15 protein-coding genes and 1 CRISPR repeat array are annotated in these 22,739 nt (G+C 37.7%); of the genes, 8 read left to right on the plus strand and 7 right to left on the minus strand.

The features are described from left to right. Positions 1-29: 29 nt before the first annotated feature. A CRISPR array of direct repeats spans positions 30-1,764; the repeat unit is 47 nt; unit sequence GATATTTCAAAGATACGTTTTTCTTAAAAGTGAAAGCAAATCAAAAC. Positions 1,765-1,885: 121 nt separating this feature from the next. Both IPJ83_09665 and IPJ83_09670 read right to left on the minus strand, forming a co-directional pair. Continuing rightward, complete coding sequence (locus IPJ83_09665) at positions 1,886-2,062, minus strand: hypothetical protein (GenBank protein MBK7880804.1); 177 nt, start codon at positions 2,060-2,062, stop codon at positions 1,886-1,888. 79 nt (positions 2,063-2,141) lie between these two features. Next, positions 2,142-2,315 (minus strand): hypothetical protein, encoded by a 174-nt coding sequence (locus tag IPJ83_09670; protein MBK7880805.1) that lies wholly within the window; start codon positions 2,313-2,315, stop codon positions 2,142-2,144. Between the two features lie 186 nt (positions 2,316-2,501). On the opposite strand from IPJ83_09670, the gene IPJ83_09675 reads away from it, so the two are divergent. From IPJ83_09675 to pruA, 3 genes are all read left to right on the plus strand, one after another. Continuing rightward, positions 2,502-2,975, plus strand: coding sequence for a hypothetical protein (locus tag IPJ83_09675; GenBank protein MBK7880806.1), 474 nt, complete (start codon positions 2,502-2,504; stop codon positions 2,973-2,975). A 100-nt stretch (positions 2,976-3,075) separates the two neighbouring features. Then, a complete protein-coding gene (gene coaD / locus IPJ83_09680; protein MBK7880807.1) occupies positions 3,076-3,567 on the plus strand; it encodes a pantetheine-phosphate adenylyltransferase in 492 nt (163 codons plus the stop codon). A 53-nt stretch (positions 3,568-3,620) separates the two neighbouring features. After that, positions 3,621-5,255, plus strand: coding sequence for an L-glutamate gamma-semialdehyde dehydrogenase (gene pruA, locus IPJ83_09685; GenBank protein MBK7880808.1), 1,635 nt, complete (start codon positions 3,621-3,623; stop codon positions 5,253-5,255). Between the two features lie 176 nt (positions 5,256-5,431). Here pruA and IPJ83_09690 read toward each other — a convergent pair whose 3' ends face one another. Beyond that, positions 5,432-8,728, minus strand: coding sequence for a PKD domain-containing protein (locus tag IPJ83_09690; protein ID MBK7880809.1), 3,297 nt, complete (start codon positions 8,726-8,728; stop codon positions 5,432-5,434). A 277-nt stretch (positions 8,729-9,005) separates the two neighbouring features. Next, complete coding sequence (locus IPJ83_09695; GenBank protein MBK7880810.1) at positions 9,006-11,774, minus strand: TonB-dependent receptor; 2,769 nt, start codon at positions 11,772-11,774, stop codon at positions 9,006-9,008. 207 nt (positions 11,775-11,981) lie between these two features. Between IPJ83_09695 and IPJ83_09700 the strand changes: the two genes are divergently transcribed. The 5 genes from IPJ83_09700 to IPJ83_09720 all read left to right on the plus strand — a co-directional run bounded on the left by IPJ83_09700 (position 11,982) and on the right by IPJ83_09720 (position 18,095). Continuing rightward, a complete protein-coding gene (locus IPJ83_09700; protein MBK7880811.1) occupies positions 11,982-12,455 on the plus strand; it encodes a nucleoside triphosphate pyrophosphohydrolase family protein in 474 nt (157 codons plus the stop codon). Between the two features lie 70 nt (positions 12,456-12,525). Continuing rightward, positions 12,526-13,929, plus strand: a complete 1,404-nt coding sequence (locus IPJ83_09705; protein MBK7880812.1) for a DUF4403 family protein — start codon at positions 12,526-12,528, stop codon at positions 13,927-13,929. 62 nt (positions 13,930-13,991) lie between these two features. After that, on the plus strand, positions 13,992-15,050 hold the full coding sequence (locus IPJ83_09710; GenBank protein MBK7880813.1) for a 3-dehydroquinate synthase: 1,059 nt from the start codon (positions 13,992-13,994) through the stop codon (positions 15,048-15,050). A 29-nt stretch (positions 15,051-15,079) separates the two neighbouring features. Next, positions 15,080-17,728 (plus strand): transglycosylase domain-containing protein, encoded by a 2,649-nt coding sequence (locus IPJ83_09715; protein MBK7880814.1) that lies wholly within the window; start codon positions 15,080-15,082, stop codon positions 17,726-17,728. Positions 17,729-17,753: 25 nt separating this feature from the next. Next, positions 17,754-18,095, plus strand: a complete 342-nt coding sequence (locus IPJ83_09720) for a hypothetical protein (protein ID MBK7880815.1) — start codon at positions 17,754-17,756, stop codon at positions 18,093-18,095. A gap of 50 nt (positions 18,096-18,145) precedes the next feature. Here IPJ83_09720 and hppD read toward each other — a convergent pair whose 3' ends face one another. The 3 genes from hppD to IPJ83_09735 all read right to left on the minus strand — a co-directional run bounded on the left by hppD (position 18,146) and on the right by IPJ83_09735 (position 22,538). Then, positions 18,146-19,273 (minus strand): 4-hydroxyphenylpyruvate dioxygenase, encoded by a 1,128-nt coding sequence (hppD, locus tag IPJ83_09725; protein MBK7880816.1) that lies wholly within the window; start codon positions 19,271-19,273, stop codon positions 18,146-18,148. A gap of 163 nt (positions 19,274-19,436) precedes the next feature. After that, positions 19,437-20,156: a histone H1-like repetitive region-containing protein gene (locus IPJ83_09730; protein MBK7880817.1), complete on the minus strand. Its 720-nt coding sequence runs from the start codon at positions 20,154-20,156 to the stop codon at positions 19,437-19,439. 324 nt (positions 20,157-20,480) lie between these two features. Then, positions 20,481-22,538 (minus strand): hypothetical protein, encoded by a 2,058-nt coding sequence (locus IPJ83_09735; protein ID MBK7880818.1) that lies wholly within the window; start codon positions 22,536-22,538, stop codon positions 20,481-20,483. Between the last annotated feature and the right edge of the window lie 201 nt (positions 22,539-22,739).

Genomic DNA, 22,739 nt, shown 5'->3' on the forward strand with positions numbered 1-22,739 from the left:
TATTTTCTTGCGTTAAAGAAGAAAAGACCGATATTTCAAAGATACGTTTTTCTTAAAAGTGAAAGCAAATCAAAACTTCAAGGTGATGTTGCTCATTCGCAAAGCCGATATTTCAAAGATACGTTTTTCTTAAAAGTGAAAGCAAATCAAAACAAAGAATCAGCAAACGGAGGCTCAAACAATGATATTTCAAAGATACGTTTTTCTTAAAAGTGAAAGCAAATCAAAACTTGCCGGAGGAGGATTAGCAGCTGCGCACAGATATTTCAAAGATACGTTTTTCTTAAAAGTGAAAGCAAATCAAAACTTGGTCAAGTCGGAGAATAGGCGATTTATGATATTTCAAAGATACGTTTTTCTTAAAAGTGAAAGCAAATCAAAACGCACTCACTCCACCCCTCATCAGTTTTAAGATATTTCAAAGATACGTTTTTCTTAAAAGTGAAAGCAAATCAAAACCCGGTGTGGTCCATGTACATCTTTCCCCATCGATATTTCAAAGATACGTTTTTCTTAAAAGTGAAAGCAAATCAAAACAATTTCTTCAAATACTTTACGTCTTAGTGTGATATTTCAAAGATACGTTTTTCTTAAAAGTGAAAGCAAATCAAAACTTGCTGCTCCTGATTCTCCATTGTATATTGATATTTCAAAGATACGTTTTTCTTAAAAGTGAAAGCAAATCAAAACTTACCGGGTATATTCATGATGAACTTATTGGATATTTCAAAGATACGTTTTTCTTAAAAGTGAAAGCAAATCAAAACAGGATGTAAGAAAGTTTGAAACTGCAACTGGATATTTCAAAGATACGTTTTTCTTAAAAGTGAAAGCAAATCAAAACAGATTGCCTCAGTAGAACGATTAATGTAAGATATTTCAAAGATACGTTTTTCTTAAAAGTGAAAGCAAATCAAAACTGCTGCAATCCGCAACGAATCGCTAACCTCGATATTTCAAAGATACGTTTTTCTTAAAAGTGAAAGCAAATCAAAACTAATTGGGTGCGAAGGGTCTTTCAGAATGCGATATTTCAAAGATACGTTTTTCTTAAAAGTGAAAGCAAATCAAAACAAATCATCAACCATGGTAAGGTAACCTCCGATATTTCAAAGATACGTTTTTCTTAAAAGTGAAAGCAAATCAAAACTTCCATTTGGATCTTGTGTTATGGTGGGCAGATATTTCAAAGATACGTTTTTCTTAAAAGTGAAAGCAAATCAAAACTTTAATGCCTCTTCATTTCCATTGGTCAAGGATATTTCAAAGATACGTTTTTCTTAAAAGTGAAAGCAAATCAAAACCCTGCCAGTGTGATTTAATTATCCAGGGTAGATATTTCAAAGATACGTTTTTCTTAAAAGTGAAAGCAAATCAAAACGTATCCTGGTCCGCGTAGCACATAAATTTGATATTTCAAAGATACGTTTTTCTTAAAAGTGAAAGCAAATCAAAACAGCGTCACCCGAAATACTCAATCGTAAAGGATATTTCAAAGATACGTTTTTCTTAAAAGTGAAAGCAAATCAAAACCTTTGTGCTGTCTTGTTGATAATTAAAAGGGATATTTCAAAGATACGTTTTTCTTAAAAGTGAAAGCAAATCAAAACCCCCTTCATTCTCATACTCAAATTTGATCGGATATTTCAAAGATACGTTTTTCTTAAAAGTGAAAGCAAATCAAAACAATGTTCGGTGCGTGGTGCGTGGATGTATGGATATTTCAAAGATACGTTTTTCTTAAAAGTGAAAGCAAATCAAAACTGCAATGCTGCGATTGTGGTCATTTTGTTTGATATTTCAAAGATACGTTTTTCTTAAAAGTGAAAGCAATCCTGGACGAGATGCTTCGCCCACCAACTCAAGCCTTTGAAAATTTATTATTTTAATTAAATGATTCCAAAGCCCAACAATCTCCATAATCCACAGAGACAATAATCACATCCTCTGGTTTCTCTTGAAGTGCATCCAACTTGTTCTGTAGATAATTTAATGGGTATTCAATGGAGGTGTACATCTCCGGAGTTGGGAATCCATACCTGTTTTCTGTTGTTGTCAACATACGATTTTCAAAGATATACTTATTTCTAAGTTGCTGCAATTCAAAACTATCCAAATGCCTTTTTCTGTTTCGTATGCTTTTATACCCTCCTTCTCCCTTCTGTTCTTTTGCAAATACGTTTGATTTGCTCCTCCACCTGTTTCCGTGTGAATGGCTGTTTTTTATAGGATTCGACTTCTTCTTCCAATGCCTTTCGGTTCCGCTCTGGAAAATCTTTCGTAAATAAGAGTTCCTTGTCAAATTCCTTTTCCATGTTGAATGTTTAACTTTAAAATAGATGAAAATGCTTGTTCTCTAGGGATTGATTTTTCTTTCAGGATATCTCAAATATACAATTTCAAAAACCGGAATGCAAGACTTTCATCATTTATTTCATTTTTATAAAATCCGATTATGTTTTGGTTCCATTGTATTTTTGCAGTTGGACAATAAGCCTAAGATGAGTGAACCAAAATTAAGTAAGGAATATTTGTGGAATTATGGAGGTTTCTTTTTACTCATCATGTTGGCAGTTTTCGCCTGTCAATCCGGAACTGTCACGGATAAAAAATTACAAGCCATTCCCTCCCATATTCGCTTTGAGGAGGGTCAATATGTGTTCTTTACTTATGATTCTGACAGTGTGCTCACCAGCCCAAAATTTTATTTGTATCGGGATTCTCTGATGCGGGTGGCCAGAACTGGTTTGATGACGGTCGTGACGGGTTTGTATGAATCTCGGGAACAATATTCCGGCCCTTATGAAAATTTGGGTATGGCACGTGCACAAGCCATTAAAAAATTATTGGCCAAACAAATTCCGGCTTCTCGAATTTCCTGTATGTCTGAAATGACCCAATTGCCAGCCACCACGACTAAGGGCCTGTACGAAGCCTATAGAATCAGCTTTCAACCCCTGAAGGAAAATTTGTAGTTCGTCAATCATTATTTTTGAATTTCTCTCCAGGGACCATTTAAACCATGTTTTTTGTATGAACGGTGATGAATGCTTAGCTTTGAGCCAATTAGCCCATATGAAAAAAAAGATAGCGGTCTTACCGGGATCCTTTGACCCCATCACCATCGGACACGTAGACATTGTGCGCCGTGCTCTGCCACTCTTTGATGAAATCGTTATTGCCATCGGTGTGAATTCTCAAAAAAAATACTTGTTTCCACTTGAGCAAAGGAAATCCTGGCTGAGGTCTATTTTTGAATATGAGCCCAAGGTAAAAGTCGACGACTATCAGGGCCTTACCCTCAAATATTGCCAAAAAATAGAATCTGATTATCTCATTCGTGGCATTCGCAATGCAGCTGACTTCGATTATGAACGGACCATTTCGCAAATCAACCACACCGTGGAGAAGCAGTTGGATACCGTGTTTTTTATCGCCCGTCCCGAATTAAGCCATATTTCCTCAACCATTGTGCGGGAACTGATCCTGGGAGCCGGTGACATCAGTGCTTTTGTTCCGCAGCTTATCCTGAACGATATCAGCGGAATGTCCATTACCGAGCATTGATTTCAGGCTGATTTCATGGCTTTCTGCCGGAAGCGTCGTTTCTTTGCAGGCAAATTAAATATGCGTTTATGAATCAAATTCCTGTTCCTAAAAATGAACCGGTACTGAATTATACTCCTGGATCAAAGGAAAAAATAGAACTAAAAAAAGTATTGGCAGAATTAAAATCCAAAGAACTGGATATCAAAATGACCATCAATGGACAAAAGGTTGCCTCTGATGATCGTAGAAGGATCCATCCACCACATGAAATAAGTCATACCCTTGGTTATTACTATAAAGGCTCTGCAAAAGATGTTCAGGCTGCCATCGACGCGGCACTAACGGCTAAGGAGGGCTGGGAGAAAATGGATTGGAGAGATCGTTCTGCAATTTTTCTAAAAGCTGCAGATTTAATCGCTGGACGTTACCGCGCCCGCACCAACGCCATGACCATGTTGGGACAGTCAAAAAACATCTATCAGGCTGAAATCGATGCGGTATGTGAGTTTTGTGATTTTCTAAGATTCAATGTAGCCTATCTCAAGCAGATCTACGAAATCCAGCCTAATTCAATGCCCATGATGTGGAACAAGCTGGAATATCGCCCTTTGGAGGGATTCATATTTGCACTGACTCCATTTAATTTTACTTCCATTGCAGGTAACCTTCCTTGTGCTCCGGCTTTGATGGGAAATACAGTGGTGTGGAAACCTGCGGAAACGCAAATTTATTCTGCCTCACTCATCATGGAAATTCTGGAGGAGGCAGGTCTTCCTCCCGGAGTCATCAATCTGGTTTTTGTAGATGGTGCTACTGCCGGAAGTGTCATCTTCGAACATAGAGAATTTGCAGGATTGCACTTTACGGGCTCTACCGGGGTGTTCAGAAATATCTGGGCAAAAATCGGAAACAATCTTGCTAAATATCGTTCATTTCCAAGATTGGTAGGGGAGACCGGTGGTAAGGATTTTGTAGTTGCACACCCTTCTGCCAATCCAAAAGCAGTTGCAGTGGCTCTTTCCCGTGGCGCCTTCGAATTTCAGGGCCAAAAATGTTCCGCAGCCTCCCGAGCCTATCTACCTAAAAGTCTATGGCCGGCAATTGAAGGTTTCATGCAAGCAGATCTTGATTCCATGAAAATGGGAAGTCCGGAAAATTTTACCAATTTCATCAACGCAGTCATCGATGAAAAATCATTTGACAAATTAAAATCTTACATAGACGATGTCGCAAAATCTCCCGATGCCAAAATCATCGCCGGAGGTAAATGTGATAAATCCATCGGCTATTATATTGAACCTACCATCATCCTCACAACCAATCCTGATTACGTTACCTTGTGTGAAGAGTTATTTGGACCGGTTTTGACCATCTATGTTTATGAGGATGCAGATTATGATCAAATACTTCATAAAGTGGACCAAACTTCAGATTATGCATTGACGGGTGCAGTCTTTGCAAAGGAACGTGAAGTCATCCTGCACAGCTCCCATGTGTTAAGAAATGCTGCCGGTAATTTTTACATCAATGACAAGCCAACAGGTGCTGTCGTAGATCAGCAACCATTCGGAGGTGCTAGAGCTTCCGGTACGAACGACAAAGCAGGCTCCGTACTCAATCTTATCCGATGGGTGTCTCCGCGCACCATCAAAGAAAATTTTGATCCTCCTCTTTCCTACGAGTATCCGTTTATGAAAGAAGAATAAATATTAATTAGCTAATTTGAAAATTAGCTAATGAGTTAATGATGGGAAATGTTGATGTGTTAATGAAGATGTCCAATCCTCAAAAAAAAAGCTCATTGGCTAAAAAGCCAATGAGCTATATCAACAAAAACAATATGCTTAACTACAAGAATTTCATTCTTACCATATTAGCTAATTTATAAAACCTGCATTTTCTTAACCATCTGCTTAGATCCAAGAGTCACTTTTACAGTGTACATGCCTTTAGAAAGATAATTTACATCAAAGCTTTCTTGTCCGGCTTGTACTTTAGTGGTATGGGTACGAATAATCTGTCCGATGGAGTTAATAATTTCTACTTTCATGTCTGAGGTGAAAGGAGATTGAACCAGCATTCTGAAATTTCCATTATTGGGATTTGGAAGAACTTCGATAGATGAGTTATCTGAAGGGTTATTGGTTGCAGTCAAAACATCAACTACTGTTCTTAATTCTTTTACACAACCTCTGTCGTTGGTAAGGCTTAACACTACGGTAAACCTACCAGAAGTGGTGTAAGAATGTGATGGATTCGCAACGGTAGATTTTGCAGATTGATCACCAAAATCCCAGCTATAGCTGTAGTTTCCAGGATTGTTGATACCGAAAGCTACAGTGCCATTAACCGCATTGGAATTTATACTCAGGATTTCTGAAAAATACTCTAATGGAGAAGTAGAATAATCCGCATTTGCAGGATTGTATTCTGCCCAACAATCAGTCCAGTTGTTTGTGCTAAACGCCCCTACAAATGTAGTTCGCTCAAACCAAGCAGGAAGTCCTGTAAATTCTGAACCACTTAATGCAGGTGAACTTGCAGTGGGAAGAGGATTTGATTTAGCTGCATAAGGTGCAGTTAAACCGGTTTCCATCCAGGTCGCCAACACTCTGTTTTGTTTTACAAATTCATCAGAGATGGTTTTTGTGTTCACAGAGGTGGAGTCAAATAATTTACCGTTTGATGCAAAAATATTTCCGCTTAATTTCAGTTCTTTGGAATTCAAGAAGTAGTTTTCACTGTTGCTGCTTTCCAATCTTACACCCGTCGGAAATCCGCCAATAATTGAATTGACAAGACTCTCTTTAGTGCTTCTTCTAAGATGAATACCTCTTCTGAAATTGGTGTTGAAGGTGGAACTTGAATTTTCTCTAGGGCCGATGATGGTTACATTACTGAAGATGGATTGTGATTGGGGAGCGTTTGTAGAACCCTGTGCATCGTTGTCCGCCTCAAATGCGTTTGATCCTGAGATGTCTGCCAGATTTGGATCACTGATACCCAAAGCATATTGTACATTTCCCGTAAAACCAAAATCAGTATCAAACATATCATCTATGGTTTTGTAAGCCATCAGATATTTTCCATTCACTGTTCCACCAAACCATTCAAAAGCATCATCACCACCAAAACTGGTTTGTACATGTTCTATGGTAGTTGCTGAACCCACACCACCCAGTGTCAAGCTGTTGGTTTCATTATTGGGCTGAAAGGCGATCCCTGCAAATTCAATACGTACATAGCGCAAGATACCTGAATTGTCTGCATCATTTTGTCCTCCATATTTACCTAATACAGGATCCAGACCTCCTTCCACGGTACATTCTCCTCCGGGACAATTTACTTTAGCATTTCCTAGAACCAACAGGCCTCCCCAATCTCCGGGAGCTCTTTGGCCGGCTGCTTTATTGGATGTAAAAACAATTGGTTTGTTTGGAAGACCATCTGCAATGATTTTTGATCCTCTGGTAATCACCAATGCTGCAGGTTCTCCTTTAATAATTGTTCCAGCTTCAATGGTTAGTGTTGCATTGTTTTTCACATAGATGAATGCAGTACCGGTAAGTACGTAAATATTTTTGGATTCCCATTTGGTATCCACTGTAATGTCTGAACTTACCAAAATTACATTTTGTTGAGTGATGATGTCTACCGTTTTGGTAACGGTTTTGGTACAACCTCTAGAGTTGGAAACTGTTAAAGTTACCGTATACTTTCCTGATTTTTTGTATGTGTATGTTGGATTGGCTTCTGTGGAAGTGCCACCATCACCAAAGACCCAGCTATAGGTATAATTAGAAGTTGCCGATGTGGTAAACTTAACTTCACCTGCATTTATTTGAGCATTGATGTTTATTCCTGACTCTATATATTCTAATGGGGATTTGGAATAATCTGCATTCACAGGATCCTGCTCACACCAACAATTGGTCCAGTTGCTTGTACCAAAACCTCCTACATAATTTGTTCTTTCAAAAAATGCAGACATAGCTGCAAAGCTTGAACCACTTAGTGCAGGTGAACCAGTTGCAGGAACCGGGTTAACTATTGCACTGAATGGTGCTGTCAGATTCAATTCTCCATAGGTGTTTAAAACTCTGTTTTGAAGTCTGAATGAATCAGAGATAATTTGTGTATTAGTAGAGGTTGAATCAAAAAGTTTTCCTACGGAAGCAACGATGTTGTTTCTCAATTGCAATTCTTTTGAATTCAAATAATAATTTTCAGAATTAGCACTCTCCAATCTTATTCCTGTTGGAAATCCTGAGATAATTGAGTTTACAATATTTTGTTGTGTGCTCCTTCTTAGGTGTGCACCTCTTCTGAAGTTTGTATTAAATGTTGAACTTGCATCTTGTCTTGGCCCAATGATGGTCATGTTGCTGAACACTCCTCTGGAAATCGGAGTATTTGTACTTCCTTGTGCATCATTGTCTGCTTCAAAAGCATTGGATCCTGAAATGTCTGCGAGGTTTGGATCGCTCACCCCAAGTCCATATTGTACATTTCCTGTAAATCCAAAATCAGTGTCAAACATGTCATCTACTGTTTTGTAAGCGACGAGATATTTTCCATTTACAGTTCCACCAAACCACTCAAATGCATCATCGCCACCAAAACTAGTTTGCACGTGATCTATGGTAGTACCTGATCCTACTCCACCTAAAGTCAAACTGTTGGTTTCGTTATTTGGCTGGAATGCAATTCCTGCGAACTCAACGCGCACATAACGCAATGTACCGGAATTGTCCGCATCGTCCTGTCCACCGTATTTTCCTAATACTGGGTCGAGACCACCCTCTACTGTACATTCACCACCAGGACAATTCACTTTGGCTTTTCCCAAGATCAATAGTCCTCCCCAATCTCCCGGAGCTCTTTGCCCTGCCGGTTTATTTGAAGTAAACACAATGGGTTTTTCTGCTTCACCATTTGCGATAATTTTTGAACCACGAGTGATCACTAATGCTGCAGGATCACCTTTGATAATGGTCCCGGCTTCAATGGTCAATACTGCATCATTTTTAACATAAATAAAGGATGCCCCCGTCAACACATAGATGTTTTTGGATTCCCATGTAGTATTTCCGGTAATGTCTGCGTTTACTTGAATCACATTTTGCGCATTCAGTAAAAAAGCAGAAAAAATAAAACTTAAAAGTAATAATCTCTTCATAGATAGATTTTTAGATAAATTAAAATTCTCAATCTTTTCACTGCAAAATTACGACAGGCCTATGCGGGAATTGTGTCTTCAGTGTTACCAAATGGTTACTAAATCTTTTCTGCAATATTAATTTTTACAAAACGGTGGGTGGTGTGAAATAATATTGCCTTTTAATGGAAACAATTTTGAAGTTAACATTTTCAAAAAAAAAAATAATTCATCTTAAAAAAAATAACGGCTGCCCATCTGCATGGACAACCGTTAAAAAAAAGTGTTGAAATGTATCTTACTTAATCGTATAAGTTAATCCTAAGGAATAGTTTGTGCCAAAAGTATTTTGCAGTATAACAGTGTCGTCTGCATCATATTTTTTGGAATCATTCTGATCCTGATAAAATGTAAACGGTTGATTAAATAAATCTGAAACCGTAAATTTAATTTGAAAGTTTTTGCCCAACATTTGAGAAATCTGGAGATCAAACAAGTCTCTTGGTGCCTCATAAGTATCCTGATAACCATTGCTTCCTACTAACCAAATTCTCCTTCCAATTCTGTTATACAAAATATTGACTGCTAATCCCAGATCCGGATGTTGATAGGATAATCCAAAATTGATCAGGTATGGAGATTGTCCTTGGAGTGGGCGTTCTGACTGATTTTGACCAGCAAATTTACTTAAGTCAACCATTGAGTTTATCCAGGCCAGATTAGTTCTGAATTGAAAATTATTTAAGCTTGGAGTTATTTGTCCTAGATTATAACGTGCTTCAAATTCAACACCATAATTGGAAGCTGCATCTGCATTGGTAAAGAGAAAATTTCTGGTACCTGCGCCTAATGTCTCATACAATTGCTCAACAGGATTCTTGAATTTTTTTACAAAAGCTGAGGCACTGATGTGTTGTCCTGAACTAAAGAATTTCTCAAATTTTAAATCGTAATTCATAATTTGAGTACGCTTAAGATTTGGATTTCCTACAATTGCTGCGGATAAATTGAAGTCATAAAAGGAGAATGGAGCAAGCTCTCTGAAGTTTGGTCGAACCACAGTTTGACTTCCGGATAATCGAAGATTGGAAGTTTCGTTGATTTTATAAACCAAATTGACGGAAGGAAGAAAATCATAAACCTGACTGTTTATAGAAATAGGACTTCCACCATATTCATAAGTGTTCAATTTTTGATTGAAGGCTTCCAGGCGTAGTCCACCGATAAACCTGATCTTGTCTCCAAAAAAATGATGGTCTAACATTGCATATCCACCAATATTTGCAGAAGAAGCGTCGTAAGAATCATTTGGGTTGGTGGATTCTTTCAATACAAAACCGTTTTCATTGATGTTTTTGTGATCTAGAATGTCCCCAATTCCTTGGGTAAGCAATTCCTGTGCAACATAATTTCTGGAATAAGTATAACCAAAAACACGGGCATCAAAACTGCGGTCTCTCATATCTGAAAATGCGCCAAACTTGATTTGATTTTGATCATTTCCACGTATAGGTAAACTTAAATCTATTCTTCCGGTGTACAGTTTTTCTGCCTGATCTGAATAGAATCTTCCGGCGTAATTAGGGGAAGGTGCTCCAATGGGAATGTATGCATAGTATGGATCGGTAGGTTCGGCATCATCGTTCTTAATGTAAGTCATTCTTCTGTACGATGGAGTGTTTCGATTGATTTCTGATCTGGACAAAGCCCACTTTAAAAGGGTTCCGGACTTACTGATTTCATGTTCACCGATGAGTTGATTCGTGAAAAGGAAAGTACTGGTATACAGCATGGAATATGCCTTTATCTGACGTGTTTGTTCAATATCATGACCTATTCTTTCAATATATTGATCGTCACCGATAACGGTCATCAAATTGTTTAAAGAAATTTTATTTCTGCTGTTTAGACTGAGCGTTGCATTCAATAATCCAGCGTTGTTGTATTGCTTTTTATACTGCGCATCTTGATAAGCATAAAGCTGAGTCTTGTCAATGTTAAAGTCGTTTCTTTCAATCTGCAGAATTCGGTTGGTGTTTTGGTAACTCAGTGCGCCAAGGATGCCTAATTTTTTACCGAAAACATTAAAATTTTTCCCTGCCGATAACTGTAGATTTTGAGAAGGCATCATTGAACTGTAGTTATTCACTTTCCAGTCATTTGCCACCAATCTTGAATTTTCATATCTGGTCGAATTATTACTCAAAGCTTCTTTGGTGACATTCGGATCAAGACTTCTTTTGGTTTTATCATACCCTAACCAATCGGTATTCCCCCCTTCGTAAAAGTTGTAGGATTTAAAGGTAGAGATAGAATTTATTCCTGTGCCAACTGTCATTTCCACAAAGGGGTTTTCCGATACCTCCTTTGTGTTCACCTGAACAATTCCTCCAGCAAATTCACCCGGCAAGTCCGGAGTGGCGGTTTTATAAATAACCAGATTGGTTAGCACGCTCGAAGGGAAAAGGTCAAAGTTGAAGGATCGGCGATCGGGTTCTGTACTTGGCAGTACATTTGCATTTAACAGAGCATTGTTATACCTGTCTGCAAGTCCTCGTATGATCACAAATTTATTTTCCTGAATACTTGCGCCACTTACTCTTTTTAAAACATCACTGGTATTCCTGTCCGGGCTCTTTTTAATATCTTCATTTGAAATCCCACTCACCATGGAGGAGGATTTTTGTTGGAGCAAGGTAATGGCGGAGGCATTTTGCTTGTTTACTTTTCCTATCACCACCACATCGGCTAAAACAGTAGATTCTTCTTCCAGATCCCAGGATTCTTCAATTTTTGAATCCTTGTCCAAAGTATATTCTTTGGTGACTTTTTTATAGCCAATATAATTTATGGCGACGGTCAGCTTCCCTGCAGTCAAATTTCGAAGAGTGAATTTACCATCAAAATCGGATGTGGTACCTGTTTGACTGCCTTCCACCATAATGGTAGCCCCGATAATGGGCTCTTTTGTAGTTTTGTCCAGGATGGTTCCTTGAATGGTTGCACTTTGTGCATACATGCTCAGGGTGGTAATGAGCAGGATTAAAATCAATTTACATTTCAACATTTTATTCCAAATTATTTACCCTGCAAAGATACGAAGAGGCCTGCCAGTGGGCATTTTGCGAAGATTAACTTATCAATAACTCTATGTTAAATCAATGTGACCAAATTGTTACCAAAGGGAAATTTCTATCCTTGCGCCATCAGATATTCAGTTATTTCATATATATATAAGGTAAATATGTAATTTTACAGGTAAATTGGTATGGAGATGAACAAAAGGAATTTTAAGGAACCCCAGGCGCTCAACGATGTAGCAGACTTTCATGATTTGTTTGATATGCCTGTCTTGACAGAGCCTGCGATACCATCTTTAGAAAGGTGTAATTTAAGACTGGCACTTTTGGAAGAGGAACTTAGAGAGCTACGCGAAGGAATTGAAACAAATGATCTCAGGGAAATTGCAGATGCTTTGTGCGATTTGCAATATGTATTGTCGGGTGCCATTTTGGAATTTGGTCTGGCAAGTAAATTCAAAGAACTTTTTGATGAGGTGCAAAGATCCAATATGAGTAAGGCATGTAATACTTATGAAGAAGCCCTCGCAACCCAGGAAAAATATTTTAGTGAAAAGGGCACTGTGTCAGAAATCAAAACCAAAGGATCCCAATTCCTTGTATACCGAAAAGAAGATGGAAAAGTATTGAAATCCATAGCCTATAACCCTGCAGATCTAAAATTGTAAAGGAAGATTTTATACTTGGTTTCACATGTTATACAATTTTATCAGGTTTACTTAGTTTATAAGGTACATGATGAAAAAGTCAGTCTTGCCTACAAACAACACATGCAATTTTATTTTTTGGTTGGGCCTCATGAGTTTGAATTTCTTTATGTGGTCCTGCAGTAAAAAAATGGCTCCACCGGTTAAAGATCCACAACAGATTATGAATCTGAAAAGAATTCCTATATCAGCTGTTAATTTCAACATAAGCATTTCTGATTATGAATTGAATCGGGTAGTGAATGAGTTGGTCAACTCTACCATCGGAGATGGACTTGTTTTGGAAGATGGGTATAAATGCAAAGCCAGACTAGCCAGCCAAATGCAAGTACAGGCGGTAGACAACACCATCCATCTTACACTTCCAATCGATTTGGAGATTCAGCCCCGCTCACAAATAAGTCAGGTGAAAGCAATTGGACAGTTGGAACTTAATCTTGTCAACAAATTAGATATTTTTAACAACCAGATTTTAAGCAGAACGGATTTAATCGAATATCGATGGTTGAAAAAACCGGTTCTGAAAGTGTACGGACTTCCAATCCCGATAGAACCAATTGCCAATCAGATCGTCAAAAGATACAAATCTGAATTGTGCTCTAAACTGGATCAAACACTGGTCAAAAATCTTGATCTGAGTAAAATTAAAAAATCTGTACAACAGTTTTTTTTAACTCCTTTTTATTCAACAGAGGATAACATCATTCACGTATATTCCAGTCCGGTAGAACTGGCTTTGGGGCCGGCTAGTTATCGAAACAACGAAATTTCCTTGCCGGTACTGATCTATCTCGAAAACGTTATTGCAGAAAGTAAACCGGATGAATTATACAACGATCTCACATTTTCAATGCGACCTTATGTAGAAGAAAGCAGCTTGTTTTATTTGCAATCCAGAATTCCGGTAAATTACCTTGAAATTCTGACTAAAGAATCAGTTGAAAATCAGGAATTCGGCTCAGGCATGGCCAGAATAAAAATTACTTCACTGCAACTTTCCGGTTTAGAAGAAAAGGTGTCCGTACGATTTAACTCATCAGGTGCATTCAATGGTAGATTTCTGATGACCTTTGTTCCTGCATTTAATCAGGAAAATAAACAAATAGAACTAAAAGAACTAAACCTTAAAGTAGAAAATGGAAAATCAATCAATAAAGCAATTTTTTCTCTAGTTAAAGGTATAGCAGAAAGTAAAATTAAAAATACCCTTGAAGGACAATTGAATGAAATGCTGATGGATTATAAAAAATCTATTCAAACACTTCTGGAAGACAAGGAATTGGTACATGGATTAAACATGAATGGTGAGTTGGAAGATTTCAACATCAGAGATTTTTATTTCATAGAGAACAGAATGTATTTTAATCTTGAGTCAAAACTCAAGTTGAAGCTTAAAGTTAACTATGTTGATCCAATGAAAATTCTTAGAAAATAGATTTCCGTTTTCTGCCTTCAAAGAACTTTCAAAACCTTACCTTGCAGCCCTAATCCAAACACATGTCAGGTACACCATTTGCGGATAGCTTAATTTTTTTTCAACAACCCTGGGAACGGCTGTCTTCCATATTATCCAGGACTTCATATTCCAGGATTTTGATTGTTTGTGACGCCAATACAAGTAGGCATTGTCTGCCTTTTATGATGGGTCAATTAAACTTAGAGAATCCCTTGATTTTTGAATTGCCCATTGGAGAGCATTCCAAAAGTCTTGCCGAATGCGAACGTTTTTGGCGTTTTGCTTTGGAAAATGGGGTAGATCGCAAGACTGTCTGTTTGGCAGTTGGAGGTGGTGTTGTTACGGACTTTACCGGATTTTGTACTTCCGTTTTATTAAGAGGAATCGATTGTATTTATATTCCCACCAGTTTGATGGGTATGGCAGATGCAGCCTTAGGCGGAAAAACCGGGATTAATTTCATGCAGTTCAAAAATCAAATAGGTCTTTTCAAATTACCAAAAGCTATATTGATTGAACCGGCTTTTTTAAATACGCTATCGGAGGCAGAATTAAAAAATGGATTCGTAGAGATAATCAAACACTCCTTGATTCAGGATCCTCCTTTCTGGGAAGAACTCAGACAAAGACCGGGATTGCCGGACAGAGAAATCCTACCCGAACTGATCAGAAAATCTGTCCGTTTTAAAATGGAAATTGTGCAGAAAGATTTTTACGAAACCGGCTTACGACAAATCCTAAATTTTGGACACAGTTTTGGACATGCCTTAGAAGGGATGTTGTTGGATAGTACAGATGAGCTGTTACATGGACAAGCTGTAGCCTTTGGGATTATTTATGAATCCTGGCTTTCAGCCCAGAAGTTTACTTGGAGACCTCAGTGGTTTCCACAAATTAAAGAGATGATGTTACCATTTATTGGAGAGTGGAGACCAGAACCAGAAGACTTTCCTACAATTTTGAAATGGATGTCAGTGGATAAAAAAAATCAACATGGTAAAATCATTATGACTTTACTGGAACGTCCGGGGCTGCCGAAATTTGGTGTAGAAGTGAATGCCGATATGGTGAATAAAACTTTGGAAGACTGCAATTTTTAAACGAAATTTGCAGTTGAATTTTAATTTGAATGTGGGAGAATTTTAAAAAACGCTGGGTCATTTTTATTCGTGAGTTTAGTCTCACTGAAATATACAATGGAGAATCCAGGGACGATAAGCCCTGGTTCAGAAAGTTTATTGGCTTTCTATGGAAAATGTTACTGGCCATTATTTTGTTTTCCTATTTGCTCATTCTAATTATTTCTTTTGATAATCTTCCTACTTTTGAAGAACTGGAAAATCCCAATTACAATCAGGCAAGTCTTATATATTCAAATGATCTTTCTGTGATGGGCAAGTTTTACAATGAGAACAGAGAGTTTTTATTGTATGATAGTTTAAATCCTTATTTAATTCAATGTCTTCTGGCTACCGAAGATGCAAGGTATTACAAACATTCCGGAATCGATTCCTGGGCATTGATAAGAGTATTTTTTAAAACCCTTTTGTTGAGTAAAGAAGAGTCCGGTGGTGGAAGTACGATTACCCAACAGTTGGCAAAGCTTTTATTTGAACGTCCAAATCTGAAAGGTAAAAGTAAGGTGGTTCGTACCATGATGATGGTGCGCGTAAAACTCAAAGAATGGTTGACGGCTGTAAAATTAGAGAAAGGATATACCAAGGAAGAAATTCTGGCCATGTATCTTAATAAGTTTGATTTTATCTATGAAGCGCATGGTGTACAAACTGCCGCAAAAACTTATTTTGGCAAAGACCAAAAGGATCTTAGGTTAGATGAAGCCGCCATGTTGGTCGGCATGTTGAAAAATCCTACACTGTATAATCCAAAAAAATTTCCGGATCTCGCCAAGGAAAGAAGAAATACAGTTTTGGCGCTTACTGAACAAAAAGGCATCATAAGTAGTAAGCAATTGGAGGCTTATAAAAAAATGCCACTTGACGTATCCTTGTTTAAACGGGAAACTCATCTGGATGGAATTGCGCCTCATTTCAGAATTGAATTAGGAAAATGGCTTAAAGATTTATTCGATCAGGAAGAATATTTAAAACCCAATGGAGAAAAATACAATATCTATCAGGATGGTTTAAAAATTTACACAACCATAAATCCTGTTTACCAAAGGCTCGCAGAAGAAGCCGCAAGAGAACATATGGTCAATGTCCAAAAAGCATATTTTAATGTTTGGAGTAATCAGGATCCTTGGGAAAAAGTGGAAGACGATAATGACAACATGAAGCGAATCAGAAAAGATGCACTGAATAACCTGGTTCGGGAAACAGATCGTTATCAATTCGTATGGAATAAATATTATGGCAAAATAATCGCACAGCTGGAAGCTGAAATTGGCAAGGTCGATGTTACCGACAGAACCATTCAGAGATTGATTAACGAAAAATTGAAACCCGGATTTCTGAAGGAAGAGTACAATAAGAAGCAACTTACCAAAACACAATACGAATTTTCTAAGAAAATTCTTGAAAGCAAGCAATGGCCAATGATACAGAAACTGTGGTCATCATTTGAAAAAGACATGCGAATTCAAATGACAACACCGGTTGAAATGAACATCTATGATTATGTAACAGGCGATGAAAAGAAAGCCAAAATGACGCCTATTGATTCCATAAAATATCATCGTAAGCATTTACAGATTGGATCGATGAGTGTGGATCCGCATACCGGAGAAATTAAAACTTGGGTTGGTGGAACCAACTTTAAATATTTCAAATACGACCACGTCAATTCAAGACGGCAAGTCGGATCTACTTTTAAACCGTTCGTATACGCCACCGCAATTGCACTCCAAAATATTTCCCCATGCAACGAATTTCAGGATGTGCAGTACACCATTCCCGCAAATGATCCTAACTTTCATTTACCGGAAGCATGGTCACCGGGAAACGCCGAAGTTTTTACCGGTGGAAATTACAATTTGTATAAGGCCTTGGCTTATTCTAAAAATTCAATTACGGTTAAACTTGTTATTCTTCTGGGAAGCGTTGAACCCATCCGTGGATTACTCCATAACATGGGTATTGACAGCACTGCAAAAAGAAGAGATGGTGGATTGCTGATCCCAAGATGGCCTTCCATAGTATTGGGCTCTGCAGATCTTTCAGTTTATGAAATGACCGGTGCTTATACCACCTTTGCTAATAATGGAGAGTATGTAAAGCCATACTTTGTGTCTAAGATAGAAGATAAAGAAGGAAGAGTGATTTATCGCAATTCAGCTGTAAGGAATTTGGCGCTTTCGCCTAATTATAATTTTGTCATGGTTGACCTGTTGAGAAAATCAGGTCAAGTATATGGATTGAAATCACCTGTAGGCGGTAAAACCGGAACAACAAATGACTATGTGGATGGATGGTTTATGGGGATTACGCCAAATCTGGTCGTGGGTACCTGGGTTGGTGGAGAAGATCCCTGGATTCGTTTTTTATCTCTGGAGAATGGTCAGGGATCTGTAATGGCGAAGCCCTTTTTTATGAAGTTTATGCATAAGTTAGAAGAAACGCCGGAGGCTGATTTTAAGACTGATCAAGAATTTGTTCGTCCTAAGGGAGACATAGGCATTGAGTTAAATTGTGAGACATTTAAATCCATGATGAATTCATTAAACATGGATAACAGCATTCTGCCAAACAGCAGTACGGGGGAAGAGGACGAAATATACGAAGAGGTCAGACCTCCCAAGAAAGATGAAGATGAATAGTTTGTCAAATTAAAGTTTATTCATAATGTACCCATACAGGATTAATTTATTTCTTGCAGTTGCTTTGGTGATGTTGGGCCTATGGAGTTTTCAAGCATCCGGAAGAGATAATCACACTTTGATAGTTCCGGCATTAGGAATATTATTGTCGTTTTTTCACCGACCCTTATTAAATGATCCTCATAAATTTTTGAAAATTGTTTTTGGGGTCACAGGGATTATTTTTATTACCCTATTGCTGCCATTGAAGAATAGTATGGAAAGTGGTCACCAAATGGGCACTTTTCGAGTATCATTAATGCTTGTCAGTACTGCTGTAGCATTATTTATGTATTATAGAATTTGGAAAACCCAAAGAAGTCTTTGATGACCAATAGGATGGAGGCCATTCAAATATTTTTTTGAAATTCGATCTGCTTATAAATTTCCTCTGATTTCCTGTTCACGTTCAATAGCTTCGAAAAGAGCTTTGAAGTTTCCTTTGCCAAAGGATTTTGCACCTTTGCGTTGAATTATTTCAAAAAACACCGTAGGTCTGTCCTGCAAAGGTTTTGTAAAAATTTGAAGTAAATAGCCATCCTCATCACGATCAATAAGTATGTTTAACTTTTTGAGGTCTTCAAGATTTTCATCTATGTGCCCTACACGATCCATTACATCATCGTAATAAATTTCAGGTACATACAGAAAATCTATTCCATTCTCGCGAAGCATTCCTACTGTTTGTAGAATATTGTCCGTTGCTATAGCGATATGTTGCACACCAGCACCATTATAGAACTCAAGGTATTCATCAATTTGAGACTTTTTTAATCCTTGTGCAGGCTCATTGATCGGAAATTTAATGTATCCATTACCGTTGGACACTACTTTACTCATCAGTGCGGTATACTTAGTAGAGATATCTTTATCATCAAAAGTGATTAAGAGTTTGAATCCTAAAACCTCCTGATAAAATTGAACCCATTTATTCATTTCGCCAAGTTCCACATTACCTACACAATGATCAACGTACTTCAGGCCGGTGGTAATAACATGTTTTAATCCGGACTTGGCTACATACCCGGGTAAAAAGGGGCCGTTATAATTTTTTCGTTCGACTAAGGTATGTATTGTATCACCATATGTTTTAATGGAGGCCATTACAACCTCTCCGAATTCATCTTTAAAAGTCTGCGGTTCAAATGCAATTTCTGCCCCTTTTTCAACCGCCAGATGAAAAGATTTCTTTGCGTCATCCACCCATAATGCAAGTACTTTAACCCCATCTCCATGAAGATTTACATGTTTACTGATTTCATGGTCAGGTCTGAAGGCCGAAGTCAAAACAAATCTTATTTTATCTTGCTGCAGTACATAGGAACACAAATCTCTTGAACCGGTTTCAGGACCTTTATAAGCAACCATTTCGAATCCAAATGCATTCTGGTAAAAATGAGCTGCCTGCTTGGCATTGCCAACATAAAACTCTATATGGTCTGTACCTAATATTGGAAAGGTATCCTGAATAGACTCGTTGGGTTGGATTTGTGTAGCTACCTGCATGGGTTTGTTTTAATCGTTTAGCAAAGAAAATATATTAAAAGCCTAATGCAAATATACATCATGACGCAACAAGTACAAGCTTGGTTTTAAAAAGTGTTCTCTAGTCAAAAAAAAACTCCGCTTCCTGAAGGGAGCGGAGTTTTTATAAAGATTTTTGAAAATCCTAAGATTCCATAGTTGGAGTCATTACTTCAGTTACTTCAACTGGAGTTACAACTTCAGCTTTTTTTCTACCACGGCTAGCTGTTCTTTTTCTTGGAGCTGCTTTTTTAGCGGTAGCTTTTTTAGGAGCTGCTTTTTTAGCAGTAGCCTTTTTAGGAGCTGCCTTTTTAGCGGTTGCTTTTTTAGGAGCTGCTTTTTTAGCAGTAGCCTTTTTAGGAGCTGCTTTTTTAGCGGTAGCTTTTTTAGGAGCTGCTTTTTTAGCAGTAGCCTTTTTAGGAGCTGCTTTTTTAGCGGTAGCTTTTTTAGGAGCTGCTTTTTTAGCAGTTGCTTTTTTAGGAGCTGCCTTTTTAGCAGTAGCTTTTTTAGGAGCTGCTTTTTTAGCAGTAGCCTTTTTAGGAGCTGCTTTTTTAGCGGTAGCTTTTTTAGGAGCTGCTTTTTTAGCAGTTGCTTTTTTAGGAGCTGCCTTTTTAGCGGTTGCTTTTTTAGGAGCTGCTTTTTTAGCAGTTGCTTTTTTAGGAGCTGCTTTTTTAGCGGCTGCTTTAGGAGCTGCTTTTTTAGCAGTTGCTTTTTTAGGAGCTGCTTTTTTAGCAGTTGCCTTTTTTGCAGTAGTTTTCTTAGCAGCAGTTTTCTTCGCTGTTGCTGTCTTTCCGCTTTTTGCAGCAGGTTTTTTAGCAGCAGCTTTTTTACCTGTTGACTTTTTTGCACTACTTGTAGTTGCCATGTTTAATCAATTTAGTTAACAAAATTAAATTTCAAATTAAAAAAAATTGCATCCACTGATACAATTATCATATCAAAGGTATGACATTTTTTATATATGCAAATATTTTTTAATATTTTTTTACACAAAATGACTTGTTTTTTTAAAAAATATTGTTAATTGATGCAAAATATTCAATTCTGTTGTCCTGAAAAGATTTTCATTTTCAATTTTTGATGAATTATTTCATTTGTTTTTGTGGAAAGGACACAGCATGTGGAAATGATTTGTGTTTTTATACGCAATAATTTAGTCGGTAAACTGCATCCATATCCATTTGAGTCATCAAAAAGAATAATTTAATTGAAGGCGAATTCCTTTCTGACTGGGTGTTTCAGCTGATATCTGTGATCCGGTATTTAGTAAATGCGGGTATTGATATCTGTAGGAGAACCTAAGCTCTACTGTAAAATTATTTATCGACTTGTACCTTAAATTTAGATAAAACATAGATCCTTTTCCAGAATTTGAAGGGACGGAATACGCATAGAGAACATCATTTTCATAAGCATATATTCTGCTGTTGTAAGAATCTGTATCAAAAATAGACCACCTCACATTTCCTGAAAAGGCCTGCTCCAGGCTCTTGTACAGCAGATCAACATAAATCAGCATGCCTTGATCTCTGGATTTATTTTTACAAAATGTATGCCATTCGCATCTGGATCTCCAGGTCCAGTCACTGCTTAGTTTTTGCTCAAGATGAATTCTTAGGTTTTGATTTTGAATGGAAGCTAATTCATTTTCCTTTGATTGGATTTGATTTTCCTGCCTCTCTCTGTTGCTTATCTGTGCATACATCAACCATTTTTTTCGTATGCTATATTGAATTCTGACCGCCCATTCTTTTCCGGTTGATGGGAGGTCTGATCTTGATTTTAGCCATGGTATTTGCCAATTGTCAAAGTGAATATTGCATTGGATGTTGTGATTAAACATCAGATTCAAGCCACTGAATAAACCTGTTTCATTTTGACTTTTACCGTTGATCGACATGGTCTGACTTTGGTGCGTGTGGAAGTATGGACTGAAATTTCGATATACAAAAACTGCATTCGCCTGCTTTGCCAAACCTATGAGAAATCCATTAAGCGTTGCAAGATTCATGTTTTGGTCCGTTGCAGTCTCGCCGAAAAACATGGTGTTTTTAAACTGTTGCTGATAGAATGCCGTGAAGTACAATTGCTTTGATTTGTCCTGTTGAAACAATTGGTAAGGGATGCCATTGCTGAGTTTTTCCTTTCCATATTTTGTAAAAACACTAGCAAATCCAACATTTCCATTCCGATGAAGAAAATTGATTTGTGTCCCTGTTTGTAATATGTCCAGGGCATTATGATCCTCATTTTCTGCCTCATTGCGGTGAAGTCCGGAGGTAAGAATGCTCGTAAAGGTCTCAGGGTAAATTGAATTTTCTGCGGTGTCCGGATTTGAAATGTTTGCATCAATCTTAGATTTGGAGACGAAGAGATTTACACTTAATGGGCTACTGAGTTTTAATTTAATGGCTGCTCCACGCAACATTTGATTCTCCTGGACTGAATTGTACGGAACAAGAAATTCTGATGACTTTACCAATGATCCAAAATCTGAAACACCAGTTTTCTGAAATCCATTATCCAGGATGAGTCCTTGACCAATGCGCAAACGGTAATCGCCAAGCGCAATCTTTTCCACTCTTTTTGAAATATGTTCTAAAAAAATATGACCGGAGAGATAATCTACTCTCGTGTTTTTACCTGTTGTCCATACTTCTTCCCCTGCATCTTTTTCAGCAACCAGACCATAGGAAAAGTAACCGGATTTGAAATGTTTCAATCGTATAAACAACTGGTCATCTGAACCGAAATATTCTTTTGTCGATGAGTTGTACTTGCTATCGTCACTAGTGGACTGGATGGATTTTCCCCATCTTAAAGTGAACTGTGACCTGCCATCTTTAAGAAAGGAATGCCAAAATGATCCTGAATTTCCTTGGTCTGTTAAGCTGAATATACGGATAAGCAGCCGCGCTTTTTCCACACTTATTTCAGGGATGCTTTGAATTTCCAATAAAGATTTCAAAGGACTGTGATTTTTGAAATACGCTAGTATTGATTTTTTTTCAACCTCGGTTAGCCAGGAAATTGGGTCCAGATTTTCAAGACTACAGTGGGAAACACTGATTGGTTTTTTTACGAGTTCTGTAAATGTTACAGATTCTGGAATCTCTTCATTCCACAGTGCGGCGGCTTCCGCATCCATCCAATTTGGCTCTGAATCCAATGCAACGCCATCCTGTGCATTCAATGCATTCCATATTAATAAATACAATAAGGCAAAGCCCGATAAGAAAGTTCTCATAAGTGTAAGGGTGTGTGTCAACAAAAATATGATAATCCTCAAATTTTCATAAGGGATGGAGTAATAATTATTTTTCGAGGACGATTTGAATCCTCCATTAATCCACAATCAGCGCTCAAAATTCGAATAGAAGGAATGTATTTTGATCTAGGATGTTGGCAGAATTCGATCTTTAAAATGTCGACACAAGGTTTTAACTAG

This window comes from Candidatus Vicinibacter proximus, assembly GCA_016713905.1.
Lineage (GTDB): Bacteria > Bacteroidota > Bacteroidia > Chitinophagales > Saprospiraceae > Vicinibacter > Vicinibacter proximus.